Source organism: Bradyrhizobium sp. HKCCYLRH1030, assembly GCF_051168395.1.
Lineage (GTDB): Bacteria > Pseudomonadota > Alphaproteobacteria > Rhizobiales > Xanthobacteraceae > Bradyrhizobium.
Map to the genome: position 1 here is coordinate 333,139 of NZ_JBNPUY010000005.1, position 19,200 is coordinate 352,338.

The window sequence follows — 19,200 nt, forward strand, 5'->3', positions numbered from 1 at the left end:
AGCGATTTTCTTAACCCTTCGATAACCATCCTGGGTGCCAATGGGCTGACACTCGGCTCAGGTGGACGCCCGATGCTCTCCCGTGAAGAACGCAATCCGCTGTCCGACTGGTGGTGGACGGTCGACAAGCCGCTGCTCGGCTCCATCCTCGCGCTGATGCTGTGCGGGGTGATCCTGTCGCTCGCGGCCAGCCCGCCGGTAGCGACTCGGATCGGGCTCGATCCGTTCCACTTCTTCAACCGCCACGTACTGTTCCTGCTGCCGTCGTTCATCGTGCTGATCGGCGTTTCCTTCCTGTCGCCGCGCCAGATCCGGCGCAGCGCGCTGGTGGTGTTCACGATCGCCATCGTGCTGATCGTGCTTACGCTCGCGATCGGCCCGGAGGTGAAGGGCTCGCGGCGCTGGATCACGCTGATCGGCGTCAACATCCAGGCGTCCGAGGCTGCGAAGCCGGCCTTCGTCGTCGTTTCCGCCTGGCTGTTCTCGGAATCCGCGCGGCGGCCCGACATGCCGGCGACCACGATGGCGTTGGTGCTGCTGCTGATGCTGGTGTCGCTCCTGGTGATGGAGCCGGATTTCGGTCAGACCATGCTGATCCTGATGGTCTGGGGCTCGCTGTTCTTCATCGCCGGCATGCGCATGATCTGGGTTGCGGGCCTCGCGGGCGCCGCCGCCGCCGGCCTGTTCGGCGCCTATCTCTTGGTCCCGCACGTCGCCGGCCGCATCAAGCGCTTCATGAACCCGGCCTCCGGCGACACCTTCCAGGTCGACACCGCGATGGAGGCGTTCTCCAACGGCGGCTGGTTCGGGCTGGGGCCGGGCGAGGGCATCGCCAAGCGCAGCCTGCCGGACAGCCACACCGATTTCGTGTTCGCGGTCGCTGCCGAGGAGTTCGGCATCATCCTGTGCCTGGCGCTGGTCGCGCTGTTTGCGTTCATCGTGATCCGCACGCTGTCGCGCGCCTATGCGACCGAGGATAGCTTTGCGCGCTTCGCGGCCTCGGGCCTCGCGATCCTGTTCGGTATCCAGGCGGCCATCAACATCTCGGTCAATCTGCAGTTGATCCCGGCCAAGGGCATGACCTTGCCCTTCATCTCCTACGGTGGCTCCTCGATCGTGTCGCTGGCCTATGGCGTCGGCATGATGCTGGCGCTGACCCGACAGCGGCCGCGGATGGAGCTCGAGGCCGGCGACGCAGCCGGCGCGCTGCGCAATTACGCTTAGGCTGCTGGCTCGCAATGACGAGACATTGCCTGTAAACAAGCGCGCATGACCTCAACAGCGCCTCTCATTCTGCTCGCGGCCGGCGGCACCGGCGGCCATCTGTTTCCGGCTGAAGCGCTCGGCGTCGAGCTGATCAGGCGCGGCTATCGCGTCCGTCTCGTCACCGACGCGCGCGCGCTGCGCTACAGCGGCCTGTTCACCAAGGACATGATCGACGTGGTGCCGAGCGAGACGGTGCGCAGCCGCTCGCCGGTCGCGCTCGCGCGCACCGCGCTGCTGCTCGGCACCGGCACCATCGCGGCCTTCAACCTGATGCGGCGACTCAAGCCCGCGGCCGTGATCGGCTTCGGCGGCTATCCGACCGTGCCGCCGCTGCTGGCGGCGCGCCTCGCCGGCGTGCCCAGCCTGATCCACGACGCCAATGCCGTGCTCGGCCGCGCCAATCGTTTCCTGTCCGCGCATGTGAAGGCGATTGCGACCTCGTTGCCGGGCGTGCTCGACCGCGATCCCGCGCTGGCCGGCAAGACGACCACGGTCGGCACCCCGATGCGACCTGCAATCCTCGAAGCCGCGGGCGTGCCCTATGTCCCGCCGGAGACCGCCGGGCCGCTGCGGTTGCTCGTCGTCGGCGGCAGCCAGGGCGCGCGCATCATGAGCGACATCGTGCCCGGCGCGATCGAGCGGCTGGAGCCGGCTCTCTGGAGCCGGCTGGTGCTGACCCAGCAGGTGCGCCAGGAGGACATGGCGCGGGTGCGCGCGGTCTATGACCGGCTCAAGATCAATGCCGATCTGCAACCCTTCTTCACCGACCTGCCGGCGCGGCTCGCCGCCAATCACCTCGTGATCTCGCGTTCCGGCGCCGGCACCGTGGCCGAGCTCGCCGCGATCGGCCGGCCCTCGATCCTGGTGCCGCTACCGGGCGCCATCGACCAGGACCAGTTCGCGAATGCCGGCGTGCTGGCGGACGCGAGCGCCGCGATCCGGATCGTGCAGAGCGAATTCACCTCCGACAGGCTGGCCTCCGAGATCTCGGCGCTCGCCGCCGAGCCGACGCGTCTCGCCGCGATGGCCCAGGCTGCGCGCACAGCCGGGCGGCTCGATGCCGCGGAACGGCTGGCCGATCTCGTGATCAGGACGGCGGCGCTCTAGTCGCGCAAGCGCACGGTGATCCCATGATGAACCGGAGCTCCGACGATGGCGCTGTCCTGCTTGACGATCATCCGATGCACTTGCGGCGCCATCCGTCCTTTGTGCCTGTGCTCGTCGGATTTTGCGACCAGCTGATTGCGCCGCTGCGCGGTCAACGCCTGATGATCAAGCTGTTCGGTCAGCGCGCTCCGACGGAAATCGCTGCGCACATCGTGATGATGCACATGTCGGCGCGCAAGCCGGTCGAGCGGCCGACCCTGACACGCCTGCAGAGGCGGCTGCCGGGTCCGCGGCAGACGGCGGCGTTCGTCGCGGTGTTGCGCGGTCTGTCGCTGGTGACCGTCGAGCGCGATCCCGAGGATGCTCGTATCCGCTACCTGGTGCCCGGCCCCGTCATCCTCGAGGGGCTGCGAGGCTGGCTTGCCATGCATCTGGATTGCCACGCCCGATTGACGCATGCCGGCGGACTGAGCCTTCGTCTGCAGGATGACGCCGCGTTCTATGCGGAGACGATCCGGCAATGTGCGAGCTGGCTGTGCCGCGACAATCGGCCCCTGACGGGATTTCCCGATCTCGCCTGGACCGACGAGCATGACAGCGGCATCCATCTGGCGCTGATGCTCGTCGCCCGGTCCGCCGTTGGGCGCGAGGCCGTCGCGATTTCGACGGCGGAGCTTGCGACCTCGCTCGGCGTCTCGCGCTCCCATATCCGCAATCTGCTGACGACCATGGAGGGGCGCGGTCTGCTGCGCTTCGCCGACGGGCGCCGGCATCTGATGCTGACGCCGGGTTTCGTGGCCTCCGTGGAGGCCTGGTTCTGCCATCAGGTGTGTTGGCTCGCGGCCGCAGCCGCGCGTGCGGATCGCGTGCTGCGGCCAGCTTGAGCGTCAGATCATGGTGACCCGGCCGGTGCCGATGTCATAGATGCCGCCCACGATCTTCACCTTGCCCTCGGCGACCATGCGGCCGAGAATCGGCTTGGCGGTCGACAGGCGCCGGACGTTGCTGCGCACGTTCTCTGCGGTGGCTTCGGCCAGCAGATCCTGCGGCTTCTTCGCGATCGCAGCCTCGACGCCGGGTTTGAGCGCATTGATCAGTGCGGGCAGGTGGCCTGGCAGCTTGGTGCCGTCCTTGAGTACCTTGATCGTCGCATCGATGGCCCCGCAGCCGCTGTGACCGAGCACCAGGACGAGAGGCGTGCCGAGAAACTTGACGCCATATTCGAGGCTGGCGAGACCGTCGTCGTTGACGAAATTGCCGGCGACCCGGACCACGAACAGCTCACCGGGCGCTTGATCGAACACCAGCTCGGGGGCGACCCGGGAATCGGCGCAGCTCACGATCGCGGCGATCGGGTATTGGGCCGCGGCGCGCGCCGCCCGGCCGGCCGAGAAATCCTTGTTGTCGAGGTTGCCGGCGACGTAGCGCGCGTTGCCATCGACGATGCGCTTCATCGCGTCGTCCGGAGAGATGGCGTTGGGGGGCATCGCGCTGTCGCTCGCCTGCTTGGCTTCCTTGGCAAACGCCGGAAGTGCGCCGACCGCCGCGGCAGCCAGCACTGCGCCGCCGCCAAGCAGCCGGCGCCGGGACAATACGGGAGGGTGCGTTTCACACAGCGAGCACATCGGCGAGGGTTCTCCATCAAAGATTGAAATATGCGTGCCCGGCACGCCGGCCGCCCGCTACTCATGCCACGCGAACTGACGCGGTGAGCGCGCAAAAATTGCAGGTATCCTGTTGGGAGGGGGCAGCGTGTGATCGCGCTTAACAATTTGTGAAGGTGGGGATCGAGCGGGAACTCATGGCCGATCGCGCCGGCTGGGTTGCCAAAATCGGCCAAAATCGGGCGAACGCCTGCGAATTTGGCAATTCTTACGGCCTGGCCGGACTTGTCCAGGTCGGTCATGTCTTGCAAGAAGGGCTGATGATTCGCGGCCGCTCCCTCCCGCCGGGCGCCCGGAACCCTTGAGACGAGATGCCCCCATGAGACTGCCGCGCGAGATCGGACCCATCCACTTCGTCGGGATCGGCGGCATCGGCATGAGCGGTATAGCCGAGGTGCTGTGCAATCTCGGCTATACCGTGCAGGGCTCGGACGCCTCGGACAATGCGAACGTCGCACGCCTGCGCGAGAAGGGCATCACCGTCAGCGTCGGGCACAAGGCCGAGAACATCGCGGGTGCCGACGTCGTCGTCGTCTCGACCGCCATCAAGCGCGACAATCCCGAGCTGATGGCGGCGCGCGCCCAGCGCATTCCCGTCGTCCGGCGTGCCGAGATGCTGGCCGAGCTGATGCGGCTGAAGAGCTGCGTCGCCATCGCCGGCACCCATGGCAAGACCACGACCACCTCGATGGTCGCGGCGCTGCTCGATGCCGGCGGTCTCGATCCGACCGTCATCAATGGCGGCATCATCAATGCCTATGGCACCAACGCGCGGCTTGGCGCCGGCGAATGGATGGTGGTCGAGGCCGACGAGAGCGACGGCACCTTCCTGAAGCTGCCGGCGGATGTCGCGATCGTCACCAATGTCGATCCCGAGCATCTCGATCACTTCAAGACCTTCGAGGCCGTGCAGGACGCCTTCCGCGCCTTCGTCGAGAACGTGCCGTTCTACGGCTTCGCCGTGATGTGCATCGATCATCCGGTGGTGCAAACGCTGGTCGGAAAGATCGAGGACCGCCGCATCATCACCTACGGTGTCAACCCGCAAGCCGATGTCCGCCTTGTCGACCTCGCGCCGATGGGCGGCGGCTCGTCGTTCAAGGTCGTGTTCCGCGACCGCAAGAGCGGTGAGACGCACGAGATTGCCGACATCGCGCTGCCGATGCCAGGCCGGCACAATGCCTCGAACGCAACGGCGGCGATCGCGGTCGCGCGCGAGCTCGGCCTGTCCGACGAGGCCATCCGCAAGGCGATTGCCGGCTTCGGCGGCGTCAAGCGCCGCTTCACCCGCACCGGCGAGTGGAATGGCGTCACCGTGATCGATGACTACGGTCACCATCCGGTCGAGATCGCGGCGGTACTGAAGGCGGCGCGCGAATCCACCAATGGCAAGGTCTTCGCCGTGGTGCAGCCGCATCGCTACACCCGGCTGCAATCGCTGTTCGAGGAGTTCTGCACCTGCTTCAACGACGCCGATGCGGTCGTCGTTGCCGACGTCTATCCGGCCGGCGAGGCGCCGATCGAGGGCATCGATCGCGATCACTTCGTTCTGGGCCTGCGCGCCCACGGCCATCGCGACGTAGTGCCGCTGCCGAAGGCCGCCGATCTCGCCGGCATCGTCAAGGGTCTCGCCAAGCCCGGTGACCTGGTCGTGTGCCTCGGTGCCGGCAACATCACGCAATGGGCCTACGCGCTGCCCGGTGAGTTGAAGGCGCTGGGATGAGGGCTGTGTCGTTGGGCGAGCTGGCAGCTACGCGGCATACTCTGCTCTCTCCCCCCTTGTGGGGGAGAGGTGGAGAGGGGGGGACCACGAGCGCCGGCGCCTGGGGCTCACCCCCCTCCCTGACCCTCCCCCACAAGGGGGGAGGGAACGGAGAGTGCGTGCCGACCCTGACGATGTCGGCGCACGATGTGAGAGCAGCCGCGTGAGTTTCCCCGACATTACGCCCGAGCTCAAAGCCGCAATGCCGGAGCTGCGCGGGCGGCTCCTCGCCAACGAGAGTCTCGCGCCTCTCACCTGGTTTCGCGTCGGCGGACCGGCGCAGGTGCTGTTCACGCCGGCGGATGCTGACGACCTCGCCTACTTCCTCAAGAACCTGTCCAGTGATCTGCCGCTCTACGTCATCGGCGTCGGCTCCAACCTGATCGTGCGCGACGGCGGCGTGCCGGGCGTCGTGATCCGGCTGGCGCCGCGCGCGTTCGGCGAGGTCAAGGCGGAGGGCGACATCGTGACCGCCGGCACTGCCGCGCTCGACAAGCGCGTCGCCGAGATCGCGGCGTCGGCCAATCTCGCGGGCCTGGAATTCCTGTTCGGTATTCCCGGCACGATCGGCGGCGCGCTGCGGATGAATGCCGGCGCCAATGGCGGCGAGACAAAGGACATCCTGGTCGAGGTGATCGCGATTGACCGCCATGGCAAGACGCACCGCTTCGACAATGCCGAGATGAAGTTCACCTATCGCGCGAGCGGCGTCGATCCGTCGCTGATCTTCACGGCAGCGCGCTTCCGCGGCATGCCGTCGGCGCCGGAGGCGATCCGGGCGCGCATGGCCGAGGTGCAGGCGCATCGTGAGACGGCGCAGCCGATCCGCGAGAAGACCGGCGGCTCGACCTTCAAGAATCCGCCGGGACATTCCGCCTGGAAGCTGGTCGATGCCGCAGGCTGCCGCGGTCTCAAGGTCGGCGGCGCCCAGGTTTCAGAAATGCACTGCAACTTCCTGATCAACACCGGCAACGCCACCGCTGACGACATCGAGACTCTCGGCGAGACCGTGCGCGAGCGGGTCAAGGCGAGTTCGGGCATCGAGTTGCAGTGGGAGATCAAGCGGATCGGAGTCAAGGCGAGCTGATCGCCCCCCTGCTCAAGTGACGTCAGCGCAATCGCGACTGCGGTTGTGAGATCAACCGAGAAGACATTGATGCGCACCACGATTTTGTTCGGCGGCTCCAACAAGGAGCGCCTCGTCTCGGTCGCCAGCGCCAAAGCGCTGCATGCCGCGCTGCCCGAGGCTGACCTCTGGTTCTGGGAGGCCGACGACACGGTGCATCAGGCGAGCGGCCCGGCGCTCATGGCTCATGCCAAGCCGTTCGAGGAGCCGTTCACCGCCGATGGTGAGAGTATCGGCACGCTCGCCGAGGCGCTCGATCGCGCCAGGGCCGAGGATCGGGTTCTGGTGCTCGGTCTCCACGGCGGCCGGGCGGAGAATGGCGAGCTTCAACTGATGTGCGAGCTTCGCGGCGTGCCGTTCACCGGCTCGAGCTCGGCCGCCTCGCACCTCGCCTTCGACAAGGTTGCCGCCAAGCGCTTCGCCGTGCTCGGCGGGGTCACAGCGGCCGAGGGCGTCGCGTTCGATGACGCCGAAGCGGCGCTGGCGCGCTACGGCCGGCTGATCGCCAAGCCGGTGAAGGACGGATCGAGTTTTGGGCTGATCTTCGTCAACGCCAGCCAGGACCTCGTTGCCGTCAAAGCGGCGGCCGCGACCGAGGAGTATCTGATCGAGCCGTTCGTCACCGGGACGGAAGCGACCTGCGGCGTGCTCGAACAGGTAGACGGCTCGCTGATCGCGCTGCCGCCGATCGAGATCCTCCCCGCCGACGGCGCCTTCAACTATTTCGCGAAGTACCTCGCCGCGGCGACGAAGGAGATCTGTCCCGGCCGCTTCAGTCCGGAGGTGACGGCCGCGCTGCAGACGGAGGCGATCAAGGCGCATCGCGCGCTGTCCTGCGGCGGCTATTCGCGGACCGACTTCATCGTCTCGGCCAATGGTCCCGTTTATCTCGAGACCAATACGCTGCCCGGGCTGACCGCGGCCTCGCTGTATCCCAAGGCGCTCGCGGCGCAGGGGATCGCTTTTGTCGATTTCCTCAATCAGCAGATCGCCTTGGCGGAGGGGCGCAGCCGTCGATCCGGCGTTCGGTAGGCGCCCCGCAGGAACCCGGCCCGGCGTCTCCCGGTGGTTCCTGTAACCCGTAAAATGCTTAAGAATTCCGGGCAAGGTCCTCATAAATCGGAGAAAAAATTCGTCTCTCCGGACCGATTTTACTTTTTGTTTACCAGGACGTCCGAAGGTTAACGCTGGCGCCTCAGTGGTGCTCGGCTGCCGGGTCGTGACGTCACGCATCGCGACGTCACCAGCCTCCGGCCGGCCGGGAGCGCAGGCGTGGGTCCGCGAGTATCTGCGGGCGCAACAGTTTGATGAGCTCGTGCAATGGATGGTGCAGGACGCCTCGCTCGATCGCAGAGGCCTCAAGCGAACCTGAAAGCCGCTGCCCTTGGCGCGGCAATCCTGCTGCGCGAGTATGTCTCGGCCCGCCTTCCGCGTATCCGCTTCGCGCACGGCGGCACGAAGCAAGGCAGGCGGTCGAGCCGAAGAGATCTGGCGTCGATGCAGGCCGCGCGCGCGCCGATGGTCGAGCGCGAGGCGCCGCCGCGCGTGGTCGAGCTCGTCGAGCGCTATCTGCCGCGCCGGCTCGGCACCGTGGCGACCGTGGTGCTCTTGTTCGGCAGCGTCTGGCTCGGCATCGTCAAGGGCGGCCACGCCCAGGACGTCAGCGCGGCCCTGTCCGACACCCGCAATGCCCTGGCCAATGCGGCCGGCTTCCGCATCACGGCCGTGGCGATCAATGGCCGCAAGCAGCTCACCCAGGACGAGATCCTCGCCGTCGGCGGCGTCACCGGCCGCTCCTCGTTGCTGTTCCTCGATGCCGCCGCGGTGCGCGACAGGCTCAAGGCCAACCCCTGGATCGCCGACGCCACGGTGCAGAAGTTCTTTCCGAACCAGCTCCAGATCGACGTCGTCGAGCGCAAGGCGTTCGCGCTCTGGCAGCAGGAGGGCCGCCTCTCGGTCATCGCCGATGACGGCGCCGTGCTCGAGCAATATGTCTCGCGCCGTTTCCTGACCCTGCCGCTCGTGGTCGGCAAGGGAGCCGAAAGCCGGGCGCGTGATTTCCTGGCGCTGCTCGCCCGCTACCCGCAGGTGCGCGCGGTCACCAAGGCCGCCGTGTTCGTCGGCGAGCGTCGCTGGAACCTGCGGACCAAGGACGGCCTCGATATTCGCCTGCCCGAGCACGATGTCGGTAATGCGCTCGCGACCCTGACCCAGCTCGACCAGGACGACAAGCTGTTCTCGCGCGACATCGTCGCCATCGACTTGCGGCTGTCGGACCGGCTGACGGTGCAACTGTCCGAGGACGCAGCGAAGGCGCACGACGAGCTGTTCAAGGACAAGAAGTCCAAGAAGAAGGCCGGTGACGCATGACCGGCTTCGATCGCCAGACTCCGAAGACGCGCCCGATGGGCCAGAAGCGCACCGCGCTTGTGGCCTCTCTCGATGTCGGCACCAGCAAGATCGCCTGCATGATCGCGCGGCTGAAGCCGGCGCCGCCCAGCGACGCGCTGCGCGGCCGCACCCACACGGTCGAGCTGATCGGCTACAGCCAGATCCAGTCGCGCGGCGTCAAGGCCGGCGCCGTCGTCGATCCCGTCGAATGCGAGCAGGCCGTGCGGCAGGCGGTCGCGCTTGCCGAGCGCATGGCCAAGGTGCGGGTCGAGTCCGTGCTGCTGCCGGTCGCCGGCGGCCGCGTCATGGGCCATCTGATCGAGGCCACCTCGGACATTCGCGGCGGCGCCGTGACCCAGGCCGATGTCAGCCGCGTGACCTCAACCGGCATGCACCACGCCACCGGCGACGGGCGCGCGGTGCTGCATGCCTTGCCCGTCGGCTACACGCTCGATGGCGTGAAGGGCATCCGCGACCCCCGTGGCATGCTGGCGCGGCAGTTCGGCGTCGACATGAACGTGGTCACGACCGACGCCACCGTGGCCAAGAACCTGATGCTCGTGGTGGAGCGTTGCCATCTCAACGTCGAGGCCATGGCGGCAAGCCCGTATGTTGCCGGGTTGTCGGTGCTGACCGACGACGAGGCCGATCTCGGCGCGGCGGTGGTCGAAATGGGGGCCGGCACCACGACGATCGCGATCTATTCCGGCGGCCGCTTCGTCCATGCCTCCGGTTTTGCGCTCGGCGGGCATCACGTGACCATGGATCTTGCGCGCGGACTATCAGCGTGCATTGCAGATGCCGAGCGAATCAAGACGTTATATGGCACGGTGCTGACTGGCGGGTCCGACGCGCGTGAGTTGATGTCTGTTCCGACGGCCGGTGACAACGAGCGGGATGTTCCGCAGATCGTGTCCCGCGCCACCATCGCGAACATCGTCAGGCACCGCGCAGAGGAGATTTTTGAAATGGTCCGCGACCGGCTGAAGGATTCGCCCTTTGCGGCAGAACCCAAGGCGCGCGTCGTCCTTAGCGGAGGCGCCTCCCAGCTGACGGGGCTGGTCGAGCTTGCGACCCGGATCCTCGACCGCCCGGTGCGCGTCGGCCGTCCGCTCGGTTTCGGCCGTCTCCCCAACGAGGCCAAGAACGCCGCCTTCGCGGTGCCCACCGGGCTTCTGGTCTATCCGCAATACGCGCACCTGGAACACGTCGAACCGCGGCATACGCGGCAGGTCGGGACAGGAACCGACGGCTACTTCGGAAAGGTCGGACGATGGCTACGCGAGGGCTTCTGATGACCGGTTTCCACCCCATGCGATTTTCAACAACACCAACCGCGGCCGGCGGCCGGGGCGAACCCACCCGCGCGTGATCGAGAGGCAATCATGGCACTCACTATTACCCCTCCTGATATCCACGAGCTGAAGCCCCGGATCACCGTGTTCGGTGTCGGTGGCGCGGGCGGCAACGCCGTCAACAACATGATCACGGCCGGCCTGCAGGGGGTGGACTTCGTGGTCGCCAATACCGACGCGCAGGCGCTGACCATGTCCAAGGCTCAGCGCATCATCCAGATGGGCACGCAGGTGACCCAAGGCCTCGGCGCCGGCTCGCAGCCGGACGTCGGCGCCGCCGCCGCGCAGGAGGTGATCGACGAGATCCGCGATCATCTCTCGGGCGCCAACATGGTGTTCGTGACCGCCGGCATGGGTGGCGGAACGGGCACCGGTGCAGCTCCGGTCATTGCCAAGACCGCGCGCGAGATGAACATTCTCACCGTGGGCGTCGTCACCAAGCCGTTCCACTTCGAGGGCGCGCGCCGCATGCGCACCGCGGAGTCGGGCATCTCCGAGCTGCACAAGGTCGTCGACACGCTGCTGATCATCCCGAACCAGAACCTGTTCCGGGTCGCCAACGAGAAGACCACCTTCGCCGACGCCTTCGCGATGGCCGACCAGGTGCTCTATTCCGGCGTCGCCTGCATCACCGACCTGATGGTCAAGGAAGGCCTGATCAACCTCGACTTCGCCGACGTCCGCGCTGTCATGCGTGAGATGGGCAAGGCGATGATGGGCACCGGCGAAGCCTCCGGCGACAAGCGCGCGCTCACTGCCGCCGAAGCCGCCATCGCCAACCCGCTGATCGACGATTCGTCGATGAAGGGCGCGCGCGGCCTCCTGATCTCGATCACCGGCGGCAAGGATCTCACGCTGTTCGAGGTCGACGAAGCTGCGACCCGTATCCGCGAGGAGGTCGACCAGGACGCCAACATCATCGTCGGCGCCACCTTCGACGAATCGCTCGACGGGCTGATTCGGGTCTCGGTGGTCGCGACCGGCATCGAGCAGGCGCAGTTCAACCGGAACGTCACGACCTCACAGCCGGCGGCGGCTGTCGCTCCGATTGCCGCCGCCCCGACCGCTGCCGCGGGTCTCCCTGAAAGCCGCCTCGCCGATCTGACTGCGCGCCTGCGCGCCGACAATCAGCGCCTGGCTGAACGCGCCGCCAAGCTCGAGCAGCAGGCGTCGCAGGCTCCGGCCGTCGCCGCCGCGGCGCCCGCGCCGATGGCGCCTGCGCCGCGTCCGGCGCCGAATCTCGAGCGCGACACGCTGGCCGCCGTTGCCGCCGCAATGGCAAGCGAGCCCGCGCCCTCGGCTGCCCCGGCGCCGGCAGCCTCTTATGGCGACGTGACGGTCCGCCCGATTGCGCAGAAGCCGTCCCTGTTCCCGGAGCCCGAGGCGCAGCGCGCGGCTCCGATCGAGCCGGCGGCCCCGCCCGAGACCTTCATTCCCCAGGCCGCTGAGCGGGTTCCGGTCCGCGCGCCGCGCATGCCCAAGTTCGAGGACCTGCCGATGCCGGCCCAGGCCGAGATCCGTCAGGCGAGGGGCGACGAGGGCGACGAGCATCCGCAGAAGACCCGAATGTCGCTGCTGCAGCGTCTCGCCAATGTCGGTCTCGGCCGCCGGGACGAGGACGCCGAGCCGCCGCTGCCGGTGCGGACCGCGGGTCCTGCCATGCCGCAGATGCCGCCCCTGCCGGAACGTAAGCCGCAGCGGAACGTTGCTCAGCAGGTTGCGAGCCACGAATCGCCTGTCTCGGAATATGCCCGCCGTCCCGCGCCGCAGGGTCTGGACGTCCATGGCCGTCCTGCGCCTGTGTCCCCGGCGCCACAGGGAGACGACCATTTGGATATCCCGGCCTTCCTCCGCCGGCAGGCAACCTGAGAATTGTTACAGCCCTGATGGTGCTGAACAGGCCCGGCTCGCGAGAGCCGGGCCTTTTCCATGGGCCGCCGGGGCTCCGTGATTGCCGTTCAACTAACTGATTTTAAATGATTAATTATTCTTTCGGTGTTTAGATCGGGAACCGGGAGGGTTAAGGCCTCGTTCCAGTTTGGTTAAGGGTTGGCGCGAATACGGCAGAGATGGGGTAACAATCCGTAAAGAAGCGTGAGTTGGCGCTCTTTGGGGCTCTCGTTAAGTTCTGCCGTGACTTGGGGATGCCTGAAAGTGAGTCGGTTCGCGAGGGGCGGGCTGACGAGGGATCAGGCGGGGTCTTGGGCGATCGTCGATGAAATTCAGCCGGCAAACAACGCTTCGTTCGCAAGCCACCGTCACCGGTGTAGGCGTCCACTCTGGCGCGCCTGTCAGCCTGACGATCGGGCCTGCGCCGATCGATGCGGGGATCGTGTTCCTCCGCACCGGCCTCGATGGCGCCGACCGCGAGGTCCAGGCGTCCTTCGGCTCGGTGATCGCCACCGAGTTGGCGACGGTGCTCGGTGACCGCAACGGTCCGCTGGTGTCCACCGCCGAGCATGTTCTCGCCGCGCTGCGCGGCATGGGTGTCGACAATGCGCTGATCGAGGTCGATGGTCCCGAGGTTCCGATCATGGATGGCAGTGCGGCACCGTTCGTCGCTGCCATCGACCAGGCCGGGATCGTCAATCAGTCGGCTCCGCGGCGCTACATTCAGGTGCTCAAGCCGGTCCAGGTGACCATCGGCGCCTCCACGGGCGAGCTGCGTCCAAACAGCTCCGGCTTCTGGGTCGAAGCCGAAATCGATTTCACCAACCCCGTGATCGGCCGCCAAGCCTATCATTTCGAGCTCAGCCCCGAGCGCTTCCGCCGCGAGATCGCCCGCGCCCGCACCTTCGGCTGCATGAGCGACGTGTCGCGACTGTGGAGCGCCGGCTTCGCGCTCGGTTCGTCCTTCGACAACACGCTTGTGTTCGACGAGGACCGCCTGCTCAATCCCGAAGGTCTGCGCTACGCCGACGAATGCGCCCGCCACAAGGTGCTGGATGCGATCGGCGATCTGGCGCTGGCCGGCCTGCCGATGCTCGGAACCTATCGTTCGGTCCGTGGCGGTCACAAGCTCAACCATGCGGTGCTGACTGCTCTGATGGCGGATCGCACGGCTTGGCGGATCGTCGAAGGCGAGACCGTGCGGCGTCCCCGCGTGGCCGCGGAGGTCGTTGGCGGCATGGTCGGTGGCATGGTTGCGCCGGCCTACGGCCCGGACGTGTCCTGAGCGTCGTCCTGCCGCTCGGCTGATCCGTCGACGGGGTTGCGCGACGCGCGACATTGCCGGGAGCTTTGCTTTCGACTTCGTTCGGTTTTTTCCGGCTGCTTTTTTGTCAATGTTTGTTACTGGCCACGTCTTCTCCGTGGCTGGATCATCGGCATTTCGATGTTTTCCAACGGCTTCTTCAGCGGTAACCATGATGCGTGGCGGCAGCCTCGGTGTTGCCTTAATCCGGGCGGATTGGCTTCCTATGCGGTTGGTTGATGAAGTGTTTTCGGCTAGAGAGGCCGGGGCCGCGTGATGCGTGCCACTGGCGGGGCTCTTCCTTCGCGGTCATGAAGCGACCTTCATGGTGCACGGCGTAGATCAGATCACAGGCATCGGGTTCCAAAGAAGCATGTCGATACAGCGTCTCACGCGCGACCTCCGTCATCCCGCAGCAAGCATCGGCCGGCTCCGGCTCGCCGCGTCGCTGATCCTGCTGGCGCTGCCGTTGAGCGGCTGCGGCACCGGCGGACTCTGGGACAAGTTCCTCGCCAAGGACGACACCTTCGTCGATGAGCCCGCGGACAAGCTCTACAATGAGGGCTTGTACCTGATGAACGAGAAGAAGGACGTCAAAGGCGCGACCAAGAAGTTCGAGGAGGTCGACCGCCAGCATCCTTATTCCGACTGGGCCCGCAAATCGCTGCTGATGTCGGCCTACGCCTCCTATCAGGCCGGCGACTACGATGGCTGCATCGGCGCCGCCACCCGCTACGTGACCCTGCACCCGGGCAGCCCGGACGCGGCCTATGCGCAATACCTGATTGCTGCCTCGCATTACGACCAGATCCCGGACATCAGCCGCGACCAGGGCCGGACCGAGAAGGCCATCGCCTCCCTCGAAGAGGTGGTGCGTAAATATCCGACCTCCGAATACGCCACCAATGCCAAGGCCAAGATGGAGGGCGCCCGCGACCAGCTCGCCGGCAAGGAAATGGATGTCGGCCGCTATTACATGCAGAAGCGCGACTACACGGCCGCCATCAACCGCTTCAAGGCGGTGGTGACGCAGTATCAGACCACGCGACACGTCGAGGAAGCGCTGTATCGCCTGACCGAGGCCTACATGACGATCGGCATCGTCGGCGAGGCCCAGACCGCGGCGGCCGTGCTCGGGCACAATTTCCCCGACAGCAAGTGGTACAAGGACGCCTACAATCTCGTGAAGTCGGGCGGCGTCGAGCCCGAGGAGAACAAGGGCTCCTACATCTCGCGCGCCTTCAAGAAGCTCGGCCTGGGCTGAGCAATCGGCCGGATCGCTCGTTTGATCTGGCTTTGTTCTATATTCTTGTTTTGTTCTCTATTTGCTGCTAGCATCGAGTCGTTCGCTCAGGGGCGTTCCGCCCCGTTACGAAGGACTTCGGTTCCATGCTGGCGCGACTGTCGATCCGTGACATCGTCCTGATCGAACGACTCGATCTCGAATTCTCCCATGGACTTGCGGTGCTGACCGGCGAGACCGGTGCCGGCAAGTCGATCCTGCTGGACGCCTTCGCTCTCGCGCTCGGCGGTCGCGGCGACGCCAGCCTGGTGCGCCACGGGGCCGACCAGGGGCAGGTCACGGCCGTGTTCGAGATCGGCAAGGATCATCCCGCGGCCAGGATCCTCGCCGCCAACGGCCTGGATGCCAATGGCGAGATGATCCTGCGCCGCGTCCAGTTCGGCGACGGCCGCACCCGCGCCTTCATCAACGACCAGTCGGTCAGCGTGCAGACGCTGAAAGCGATCGGCGCCACCCTGGTCGAGATCCATGGCCAGCATGATGAACGTGCGCTGGTCGATGCCGCCACCCACCGCCGGCTGCTGGATGCCTTTGCGGGCCTGGAGAAGGACGTCGCCGCGGTCGAGGCCCTCTGGGCGGCCCGCCGGACCGCGGTCACGGCGCTCGACGAGCACCGGGCGGGCATGGAGCGCGCGGCCCGCGAGGCCGACTATCTGCGGCATGCCTCGGACGAGCTGAAGAAGCTGGCGCCGAAGGAGGGCGAGGAGACGCAGCTCGCCGCCCGCCGCACGGCCATGATGCAGGGCGAGAAGATCGCAGGCGATCTGCGCGACGCGCAGGATGCGGTCAGCGGCAACCAGTCGCCGATCGCCGCGCTGGCCGCGGCCGTTCGCCGGCTGGAGCGACGCGCGGTCAGCTCGCCCGCGCTGGTCGATCCGGCGGTGAAGGCGATCGATTCGGCGATCAACGCCCTGGAGGAGGCCGATCAGCATCTGACGGTGGCGCTCGCGGCCACCGATTTCGATCCGCTGGAGCTGGAGCGCATCGAGGAGCGGCTGTTCGCGCTGCGCGCGGCTGCGCGCAAATATTCGACGCCGGTGGATGGGCTGGCGGCCTTGGCTGCCAAATATGCCGCGGATGTCGTCCTGATCGATGCCGGCGCCGAGCAGTTGAAGAAGCTGGAGGCGGCGGCGGCAACAGCCGATGCGCGCTATGCCGCGGCGGCGGCCAAGCTGTCGGCGGCGCGGACCAAGTCGGCAGAGAAGCTGAACCGGGCCGTCCATGCCGAACTCGCCCCGCTCAAGCTGGAGCGCGCCAAGTTCATGACCCAGGTCGACAGCGACGCCGAGGCGCCGGGGCCGGAGGGCATCGACCGTGTCGAGTTCTGGGTCCAGACCAATCCGGGCACGCGGCCGGGCCCGATGATGAAGGTCGCCTCGGGCGGCGAGCTGTCGCGGTTCCTGCTGGCGCTCAAGGTCGTGCTGTCCGACCGCGGCTCGGCGCCGACCTTGGTGTTCGACGAGATCGACACGGGTGTTGGCGGCGCGGTCGCGGATGCCATCGGCGCCCGGCTGGCGCGGCTCGCGCACCGGGTTCAGGTGATGGCCGTGACCCATGCGCCGCAGGTCGCGGCCAGGGCGGACCAGCATCTCCTGATTTCCAAGGATGCGCTGGATCGCGGCAAGCGTGTCGTCACCCGGGTCAACACGCTCGCCACCCTGCACCGCCGCGAGGAGATCGCCCGCATGCTGGCCGGCGCCGAGGTCACCGCCGAAGCCCGCGCCGCCGCCGACCGGCTGCTGGAGGCTGCGGCGGCGTAGCTGGAAACGGAGCGGGCCGAACGCTTTGGCTCCGGCGTGCGCATTGTGTACACCGTCGTTTCGGAACGGCCTCCGGGCCGTCCCGCAACGACGAGCAGATCATACGCATGCCCAAGACAGCAAAACCGAAGCAGCCCATCGACGTTGCCGATCTCACCAAGGCCCAGGCCAAGGTGGAATGGAAACGGCTGGCGCTGGAGCTCGAGACCCACGACAGGCTCTATTATCAGGATGACGCGCCGAAGATCTCGGACGCCGCCTATGACGAGCTGCGTCGCCGCTTCAATGCGATCGAGAAGCGTTTCCCTGAGCTCGTCAGCAGCGAGTCTCCGTCGCAGAAGGTCGGCGCGGCGCCCTCCGGCCGGTTCAAGAAGGTGCGGCACGTGGTGCCGATGCTGTCGCTCGACAACGCCTTCGCCGAGGAGGACGTGCGCGACTTCGTCGGCCGCATTGCGCGCTTCCTCAAGCTTGCCGACGATCGCATCGATTTCTCGGCCGAGCCGAAGATCGACGGGCTGTCGATGTCGCTGCGCTACGAGGGCGGCGAGCTGGTCACCGCCGCGACGCGTGGTGACGGCGCCGAGGGTGAGGACGTCACCGCCAACATCCGCACCCTGAAGGACGTGCCGCACAAGCTGCACGGCCGCAACCTGCCCGACATCTGCGAAGTGCGCGGCGAGGTCTACATGACCAAGCAGGCCTTCCTCGCGCTCAACGAGCGCCAGAAGGAAGCGGGCGACACCATCTTCGCCAACCCGCGCAACTCCGCCGCAGGCTCGCTGCGGCAGAAGGATCCGGCCATCACCGCCTCGCGTCCCCTCGGCTTCTTCGCCTATGCCTGGGGTGAAATGAGCGCGATGCCGGCGGAGACGCAGAGCGGCATGATCAAATGGTTCGAGCGCTGCGGCTTCACGACCAATCCGCTCACCAGGCTCTGCCACTCGGTGGAGGAACTGATCGCGTTCCATCGTCACATCGAGGAGCAGCGTGCCGAGCTCGACTACGACATCGACGGGGTCGTCTACAAGGTCGACCGCATCGACTGGCAGGAGCGGCTCGGCTTCGTGTCGCGCACGCCGCGTTGGGGCATCGCGCACAAGTTTCCGGCCGAGCGCGCCATGACCGTGCTCAAGGACATCGAGATCCAGGTCGGCCGCACCGGCTCGTTCACGCCGGTCGGCAAGCTTGAGCCGGTCGGTGTCGGCGGCGTCATCGTGCAGAACGTGACGCTGCACAATGAGGACTACATCAAGGGGATCGGCAACAAGGGCGAGGTTCTGCGCGAGGGCCGCGACATCCGGATCGGCGACACCGTCGTGATCCAGCGCGCCGGCGACGTCATCCCACAGGTGGTCGACGTCCTCATCGACAAGCGGCCGAAGCACGCCAAGGAATTCCATTTCCCCAAGACGTGCCCGTGCCCCCTGCATACCGACGTCGTGCGGGAGGAGATTGCGACCGGCGAGGAGGGCTCGCGCGCCCGCTGCACCGGCGAGTTCGCCTGCCCGTTCCAGAAGATCGAGCACCTCAAGCTGTTCGCCTCGCGCCGCGCTTTCGACATCGACGGCCTGGGCGAGAAGCAGATCCAATTCTTCTTCGACCAGGGCTGGGTCAAGGAGCCCGCCGACATCTTCACGCTGGCCGCGCGCAACGCCAAGCTGAAGCTCGAGGAGATCGAGGGCTATGGCGAGACCTCGGTGCGCAATCTCTTCAATGCCATCGACGCGCGGCGCGAGATCGCGCTGGAGCGCTTCATCTTTGCGCTCGGCATGCGCCATGTCGGCGAGACCACGGCGCTGGCGTTGGCGCGGGGCTACGGCTCCTGGGATGCGTTCCACGAAGCCTGTCTCAAGGTCGCCAACGGCGACGAGGAGGCGATCGCGGAGATGGATGCGCTCGACCAGATCGGCGACACCGTGATCAAGAGCGTCGCCGCCTATTTCGGCGAGGACCACAATCGCGGCATCGTCGAGCGGCTGACGAAAGAGGTGAAGATCCTCGACGCGGAGAAGCCGAAGCGCAATTCGCCGATCGCGACCAAGACCGTGGTGTTCACCGGCACGCTGGAAAAGATGACGCGCGATGAGGCCAAGGCGACCGCCGAGCGGCTCGGCGCGAAGGTCTCGGGCTCGGTGTCGAAGAAGACGGACTACGTCGTCGCCGGTCCCGGCGCGGGATCAAAGCTGAAGGACGCGCAGAAGCACGGCGTGCAGGTGCTCACCGAGGACGAGTGGCTGCAGCTGATCGGGGAGTAGCAGCTCCGCAGTGTTGGT

The 19,200-nt window shown here is 66.8% G+C and carries 15 protein-coding genes; 13 read left to right on the plus strand and 2 right to left on the minus strand.

Translation table 11 applies throughout. The features are described from left to right. Positions 1 to 72 precede the first annotated feature (72 nt). On the plus strand, positions 73 to 1,224 hold the full coding sequence (ftsW, locus tag ACQR1E_RS17310; protein ID WP_434897341.1) for a putative lipid II flippase FtsW: 1,152 nt from the start codon (positions 73 to 75) through the stop codon (positions 1,222 to 1,224). Between the two features lie 45 nt (positions 1,225 to 1,269). Next, positions 1,270 to 2,373: an undecaprenyldiphospho-muramoylpentapeptide beta-N-acetylglucosaminyltransferase gene (gene murG, locus ACQR1E_RS17315; RefSeq protein ID WP_434897342.1), complete on the plus strand. Its 1,104-nt coding sequence runs from the start codon at positions 1,270 to 1,272 to the stop codon at positions 2,371 to 2,373. Here murG and ACQR1E_RS17320 read toward each other — a convergent pair. Next, entirely contained in the window at positions 2,370 to 2,582 is a 213-nt protein-coding gene (locus ACQR1E_RS17320; RefSeq protein WP_315752429.1) for a hypothetical protein, read from the minus strand. The two genes, murG and ACQR1E_RS17320, sit on opposite strands and share 4 nt — an antisense overlap. A gap of 15 nt (positions 2,583 to 2,597) precedes the next feature. On the opposite strand from ACQR1E_RS17320, the gene ACQR1E_RS17325 reads away from it, so the two are divergent. Further along, positions 2,598 to 3,257, plus strand: coding sequence for a helix-turn-helix domain-containing protein (locus ACQR1E_RS17325; protein WP_316169814.1), 660 nt, complete (start codon positions 2,598 to 2,600; stop codon positions 3,255 to 3,257). 3 nt (positions 3,258 to 3,260) lie between these two features. Here ACQR1E_RS17325 and ACQR1E_RS17330 read toward each other — a convergent pair whose 3' ends face one another. Then, positions 3,261 to 3,998, minus strand: coding sequence for a carbonic anhydrase (locus ACQR1E_RS17330; RefSeq protein WP_315752431.1), 738 nt, complete (start codon positions 3,996 to 3,998; stop codon positions 3,261 to 3,263). A 358-nt stretch (positions 3,999 to 4,356) separates the two neighbouring features. Here ACQR1E_RS17330 and murC point away from each other — a divergent pair, with 358 nt between their 5' ends. From murC to ligA, 10 genes are all read left to right on the plus strand, one after another. Continuing rightward, positions 4,357 to 5,760 (plus strand): UDP-N-acetylmuramate--L-alanine ligase, encoded by a 1,404-nt coding sequence (gene murC, locus ACQR1E_RS17335; RefSeq protein WP_316169812.1) that lies wholly within the window; start codon positions 4,357 to 4,359, stop codon positions 5,758 to 5,760. A 202-nt stretch (positions 5,761 to 5,962) separates the two neighbouring features. Then, positions 5,963 to 6,886 (plus strand): UDP-N-acetylmuramate dehydrogenase, encoded by a 924-nt coding sequence (murB, locus tag ACQR1E_RS17340; RefSeq protein WP_316174263.1) that lies wholly within the window; start codon positions 5,963 to 5,965, stop codon positions 6,884 to 6,886. A gap of 69 nt (positions 6,887 to 6,955) precedes the next feature. Then, entirely contained in the window at positions 6,956 to 7,957 is a 1,002-nt protein-coding gene (locus tag ACQR1E_RS17345; protein WP_316169810.1) for a D-alanine--D-alanine ligase family protein, read from the plus strand. Between the two features lie 288 nt (positions 7,958 to 8,245). After that, positions 8,246 to 9,295, plus strand: a complete 1,050-nt coding sequence (locus tag ACQR1E_RS17350) for a cell division protein FtsQ/DivIB (protein WP_315713430.1) — start codon at positions 8,246 to 8,248, stop codon at positions 9,293 to 9,295. Continuing rightward, entirely contained in the window at positions 9,292 to 10,611 is a 1,320-nt protein-coding gene (gene ftsA / locus ACQR1E_RS17355; protein ID WP_315713429.1) for a cell division protein FtsA, read from the plus strand. The genes ACQR1E_RS17350 and ftsA overlap by 4 nt, the downstream gene beginning before the upstream one ends. A gap of 90 nt (positions 10,612 to 10,701) precedes the next feature. Continuing rightward, entirely contained in the window at positions 10,702 to 12,540 is a 1,839-nt protein-coding gene (gene ftsZ, locus ACQR1E_RS17360; RefSeq protein ID WP_315713428.1) for a cell division protein FtsZ, read from the plus strand. 346 nt (positions 12,541 to 12,886) lie between these two features. Beyond that, on the plus strand, positions 12,887 to 13,846 hold the full coding sequence (gene lpxC / locus ACQR1E_RS17365) for a UDP-3-O-acyl-N-acetylglucosamine deacetylase (protein ID WP_315713427.1): 960 nt from the start codon (positions 12,887 to 12,889) through the stop codon (positions 13,844 to 13,846). 391 nt (positions 13,847 to 14,237) lie between these two features. Further along, on the plus strand, positions 14,238 to 15,128 hold the full coding sequence (locus tag ACQR1E_RS17370) for an outer membrane protein assembly factor BamD (protein ID WP_315713426.1): 891 nt from the start codon (positions 14,238 to 14,240) through the stop codon (positions 15,126 to 15,128). A gap of 125 nt (positions 15,129 to 15,253) precedes the next feature. Then, on the plus strand, positions 15,254 to 16,927 hold the full coding sequence (recN, locus tag ACQR1E_RS17375; RefSeq protein ID WP_315769151.1) for a DNA repair protein RecN: 1,674 nt from the start codon (positions 15,254 to 15,256) through the stop codon (positions 16,925 to 16,927). A 107-nt stretch (positions 16,928 to 17,034) separates the two neighbouring features. Then, positions 17,035 to 19,182: an NAD-dependent DNA ligase LigA gene (gene ligA / locus ACQR1E_RS17380; RefSeq protein WP_316174261.1), complete on the plus strand. Its 2,148-nt coding sequence runs from the start codon at positions 17,035 to 17,037 to the stop codon at positions 19,180 to 19,182. The last annotated feature ends 18 nt before the right edge of the window (positions 19,183 to 19,200 follow it).

Bases quoted from the DNA above. Each gene is read 5' to 3' on its own strand.
- ftsW (WP_434897341.1), top strand. From the start codon at position 73: ATGCTCTCCCGTGAAGAACGCAATCCGCTGTCCGACTGGTGGTGGACG.
- murG (WP_434897342.1), top strand. From the start codon at position 1,270: ATGACCTCAACAGCGCCTCTCATTCTGCTCGCGGCCGGCGGCACCGGC.
- ACQR1E_RS17325 (WP_316169814.1), top strand. From the start codon at position 2,598: ATGTCGGCGCGCAAGCCGGTCGAGCGGCCGACCCTGACACGCCTGCAG.
- ACQR1E_RS17330 (WP_315752431.1), bottom strand. From the start codon at position 3,998: ATGTGCTCGCTGTGTGAAACGCACCCTCCCGTATTGTCCCGGCGCCGG.
- murC (WP_316169812.1), top strand. From the start codon at position 4,357: ATGAGACTGCCGCGCGAGATCGGACCCATCCACTTCGTCGGGATCGGC.
- ACQR1E_RS17345 (WP_316169810.1), top strand. From the start codon at position 6,956: ATGCGCACCACGATTTTGTTCGGCGGCTCCAACAAGGAGCGCCTCGTC.
- ACQR1E_RS17350 (WP_315713430.1), top strand. From the start codon at position 8,246: ATGGATGGTGCAGGACGCCTCGCTCGATCGCAGAGGCCTCAAGCGAAC.
- ftsA (WP_315713429.1), top strand. From the start codon at position 9,292: ATGACCGGCTTCGATCGCCAGACTCCGAAGACGCGCCCGATGGGCCAG.
- ftsZ (WP_315713428.1), top strand. From the start codon at position 10,702: ATGGCACTCACTATTACCCCTCCTGATATCCACGAGCTGAAGCCCCGG.
- lpxC (WP_315713427.1), top strand. From the start codon at position 12,887: ATGAAATTCAGCCGGCAAACAACGCTTCGTTCGCAAGCCACCGTCACC.
- ACQR1E_RS17370 (WP_315713426.1), top strand. From the start codon at position 14,238: ATGTCGATACAGCGTCTCACGCGCGACCTCCGTCATCCCGCAGCAAGC.
- recN (WP_315769151.1), top strand. From the start codon at position 15,254: ATGCTGGCGCGACTGTCGATCCGTGACATCGTCCTGATCGAACGACTC.
- ligA (WP_316174261.1), top strand. From the start codon at position 17,035: ATGCCCAAGACAGCAAAACCGAAGCAGCCCATCGACGTTGCCGATCTC.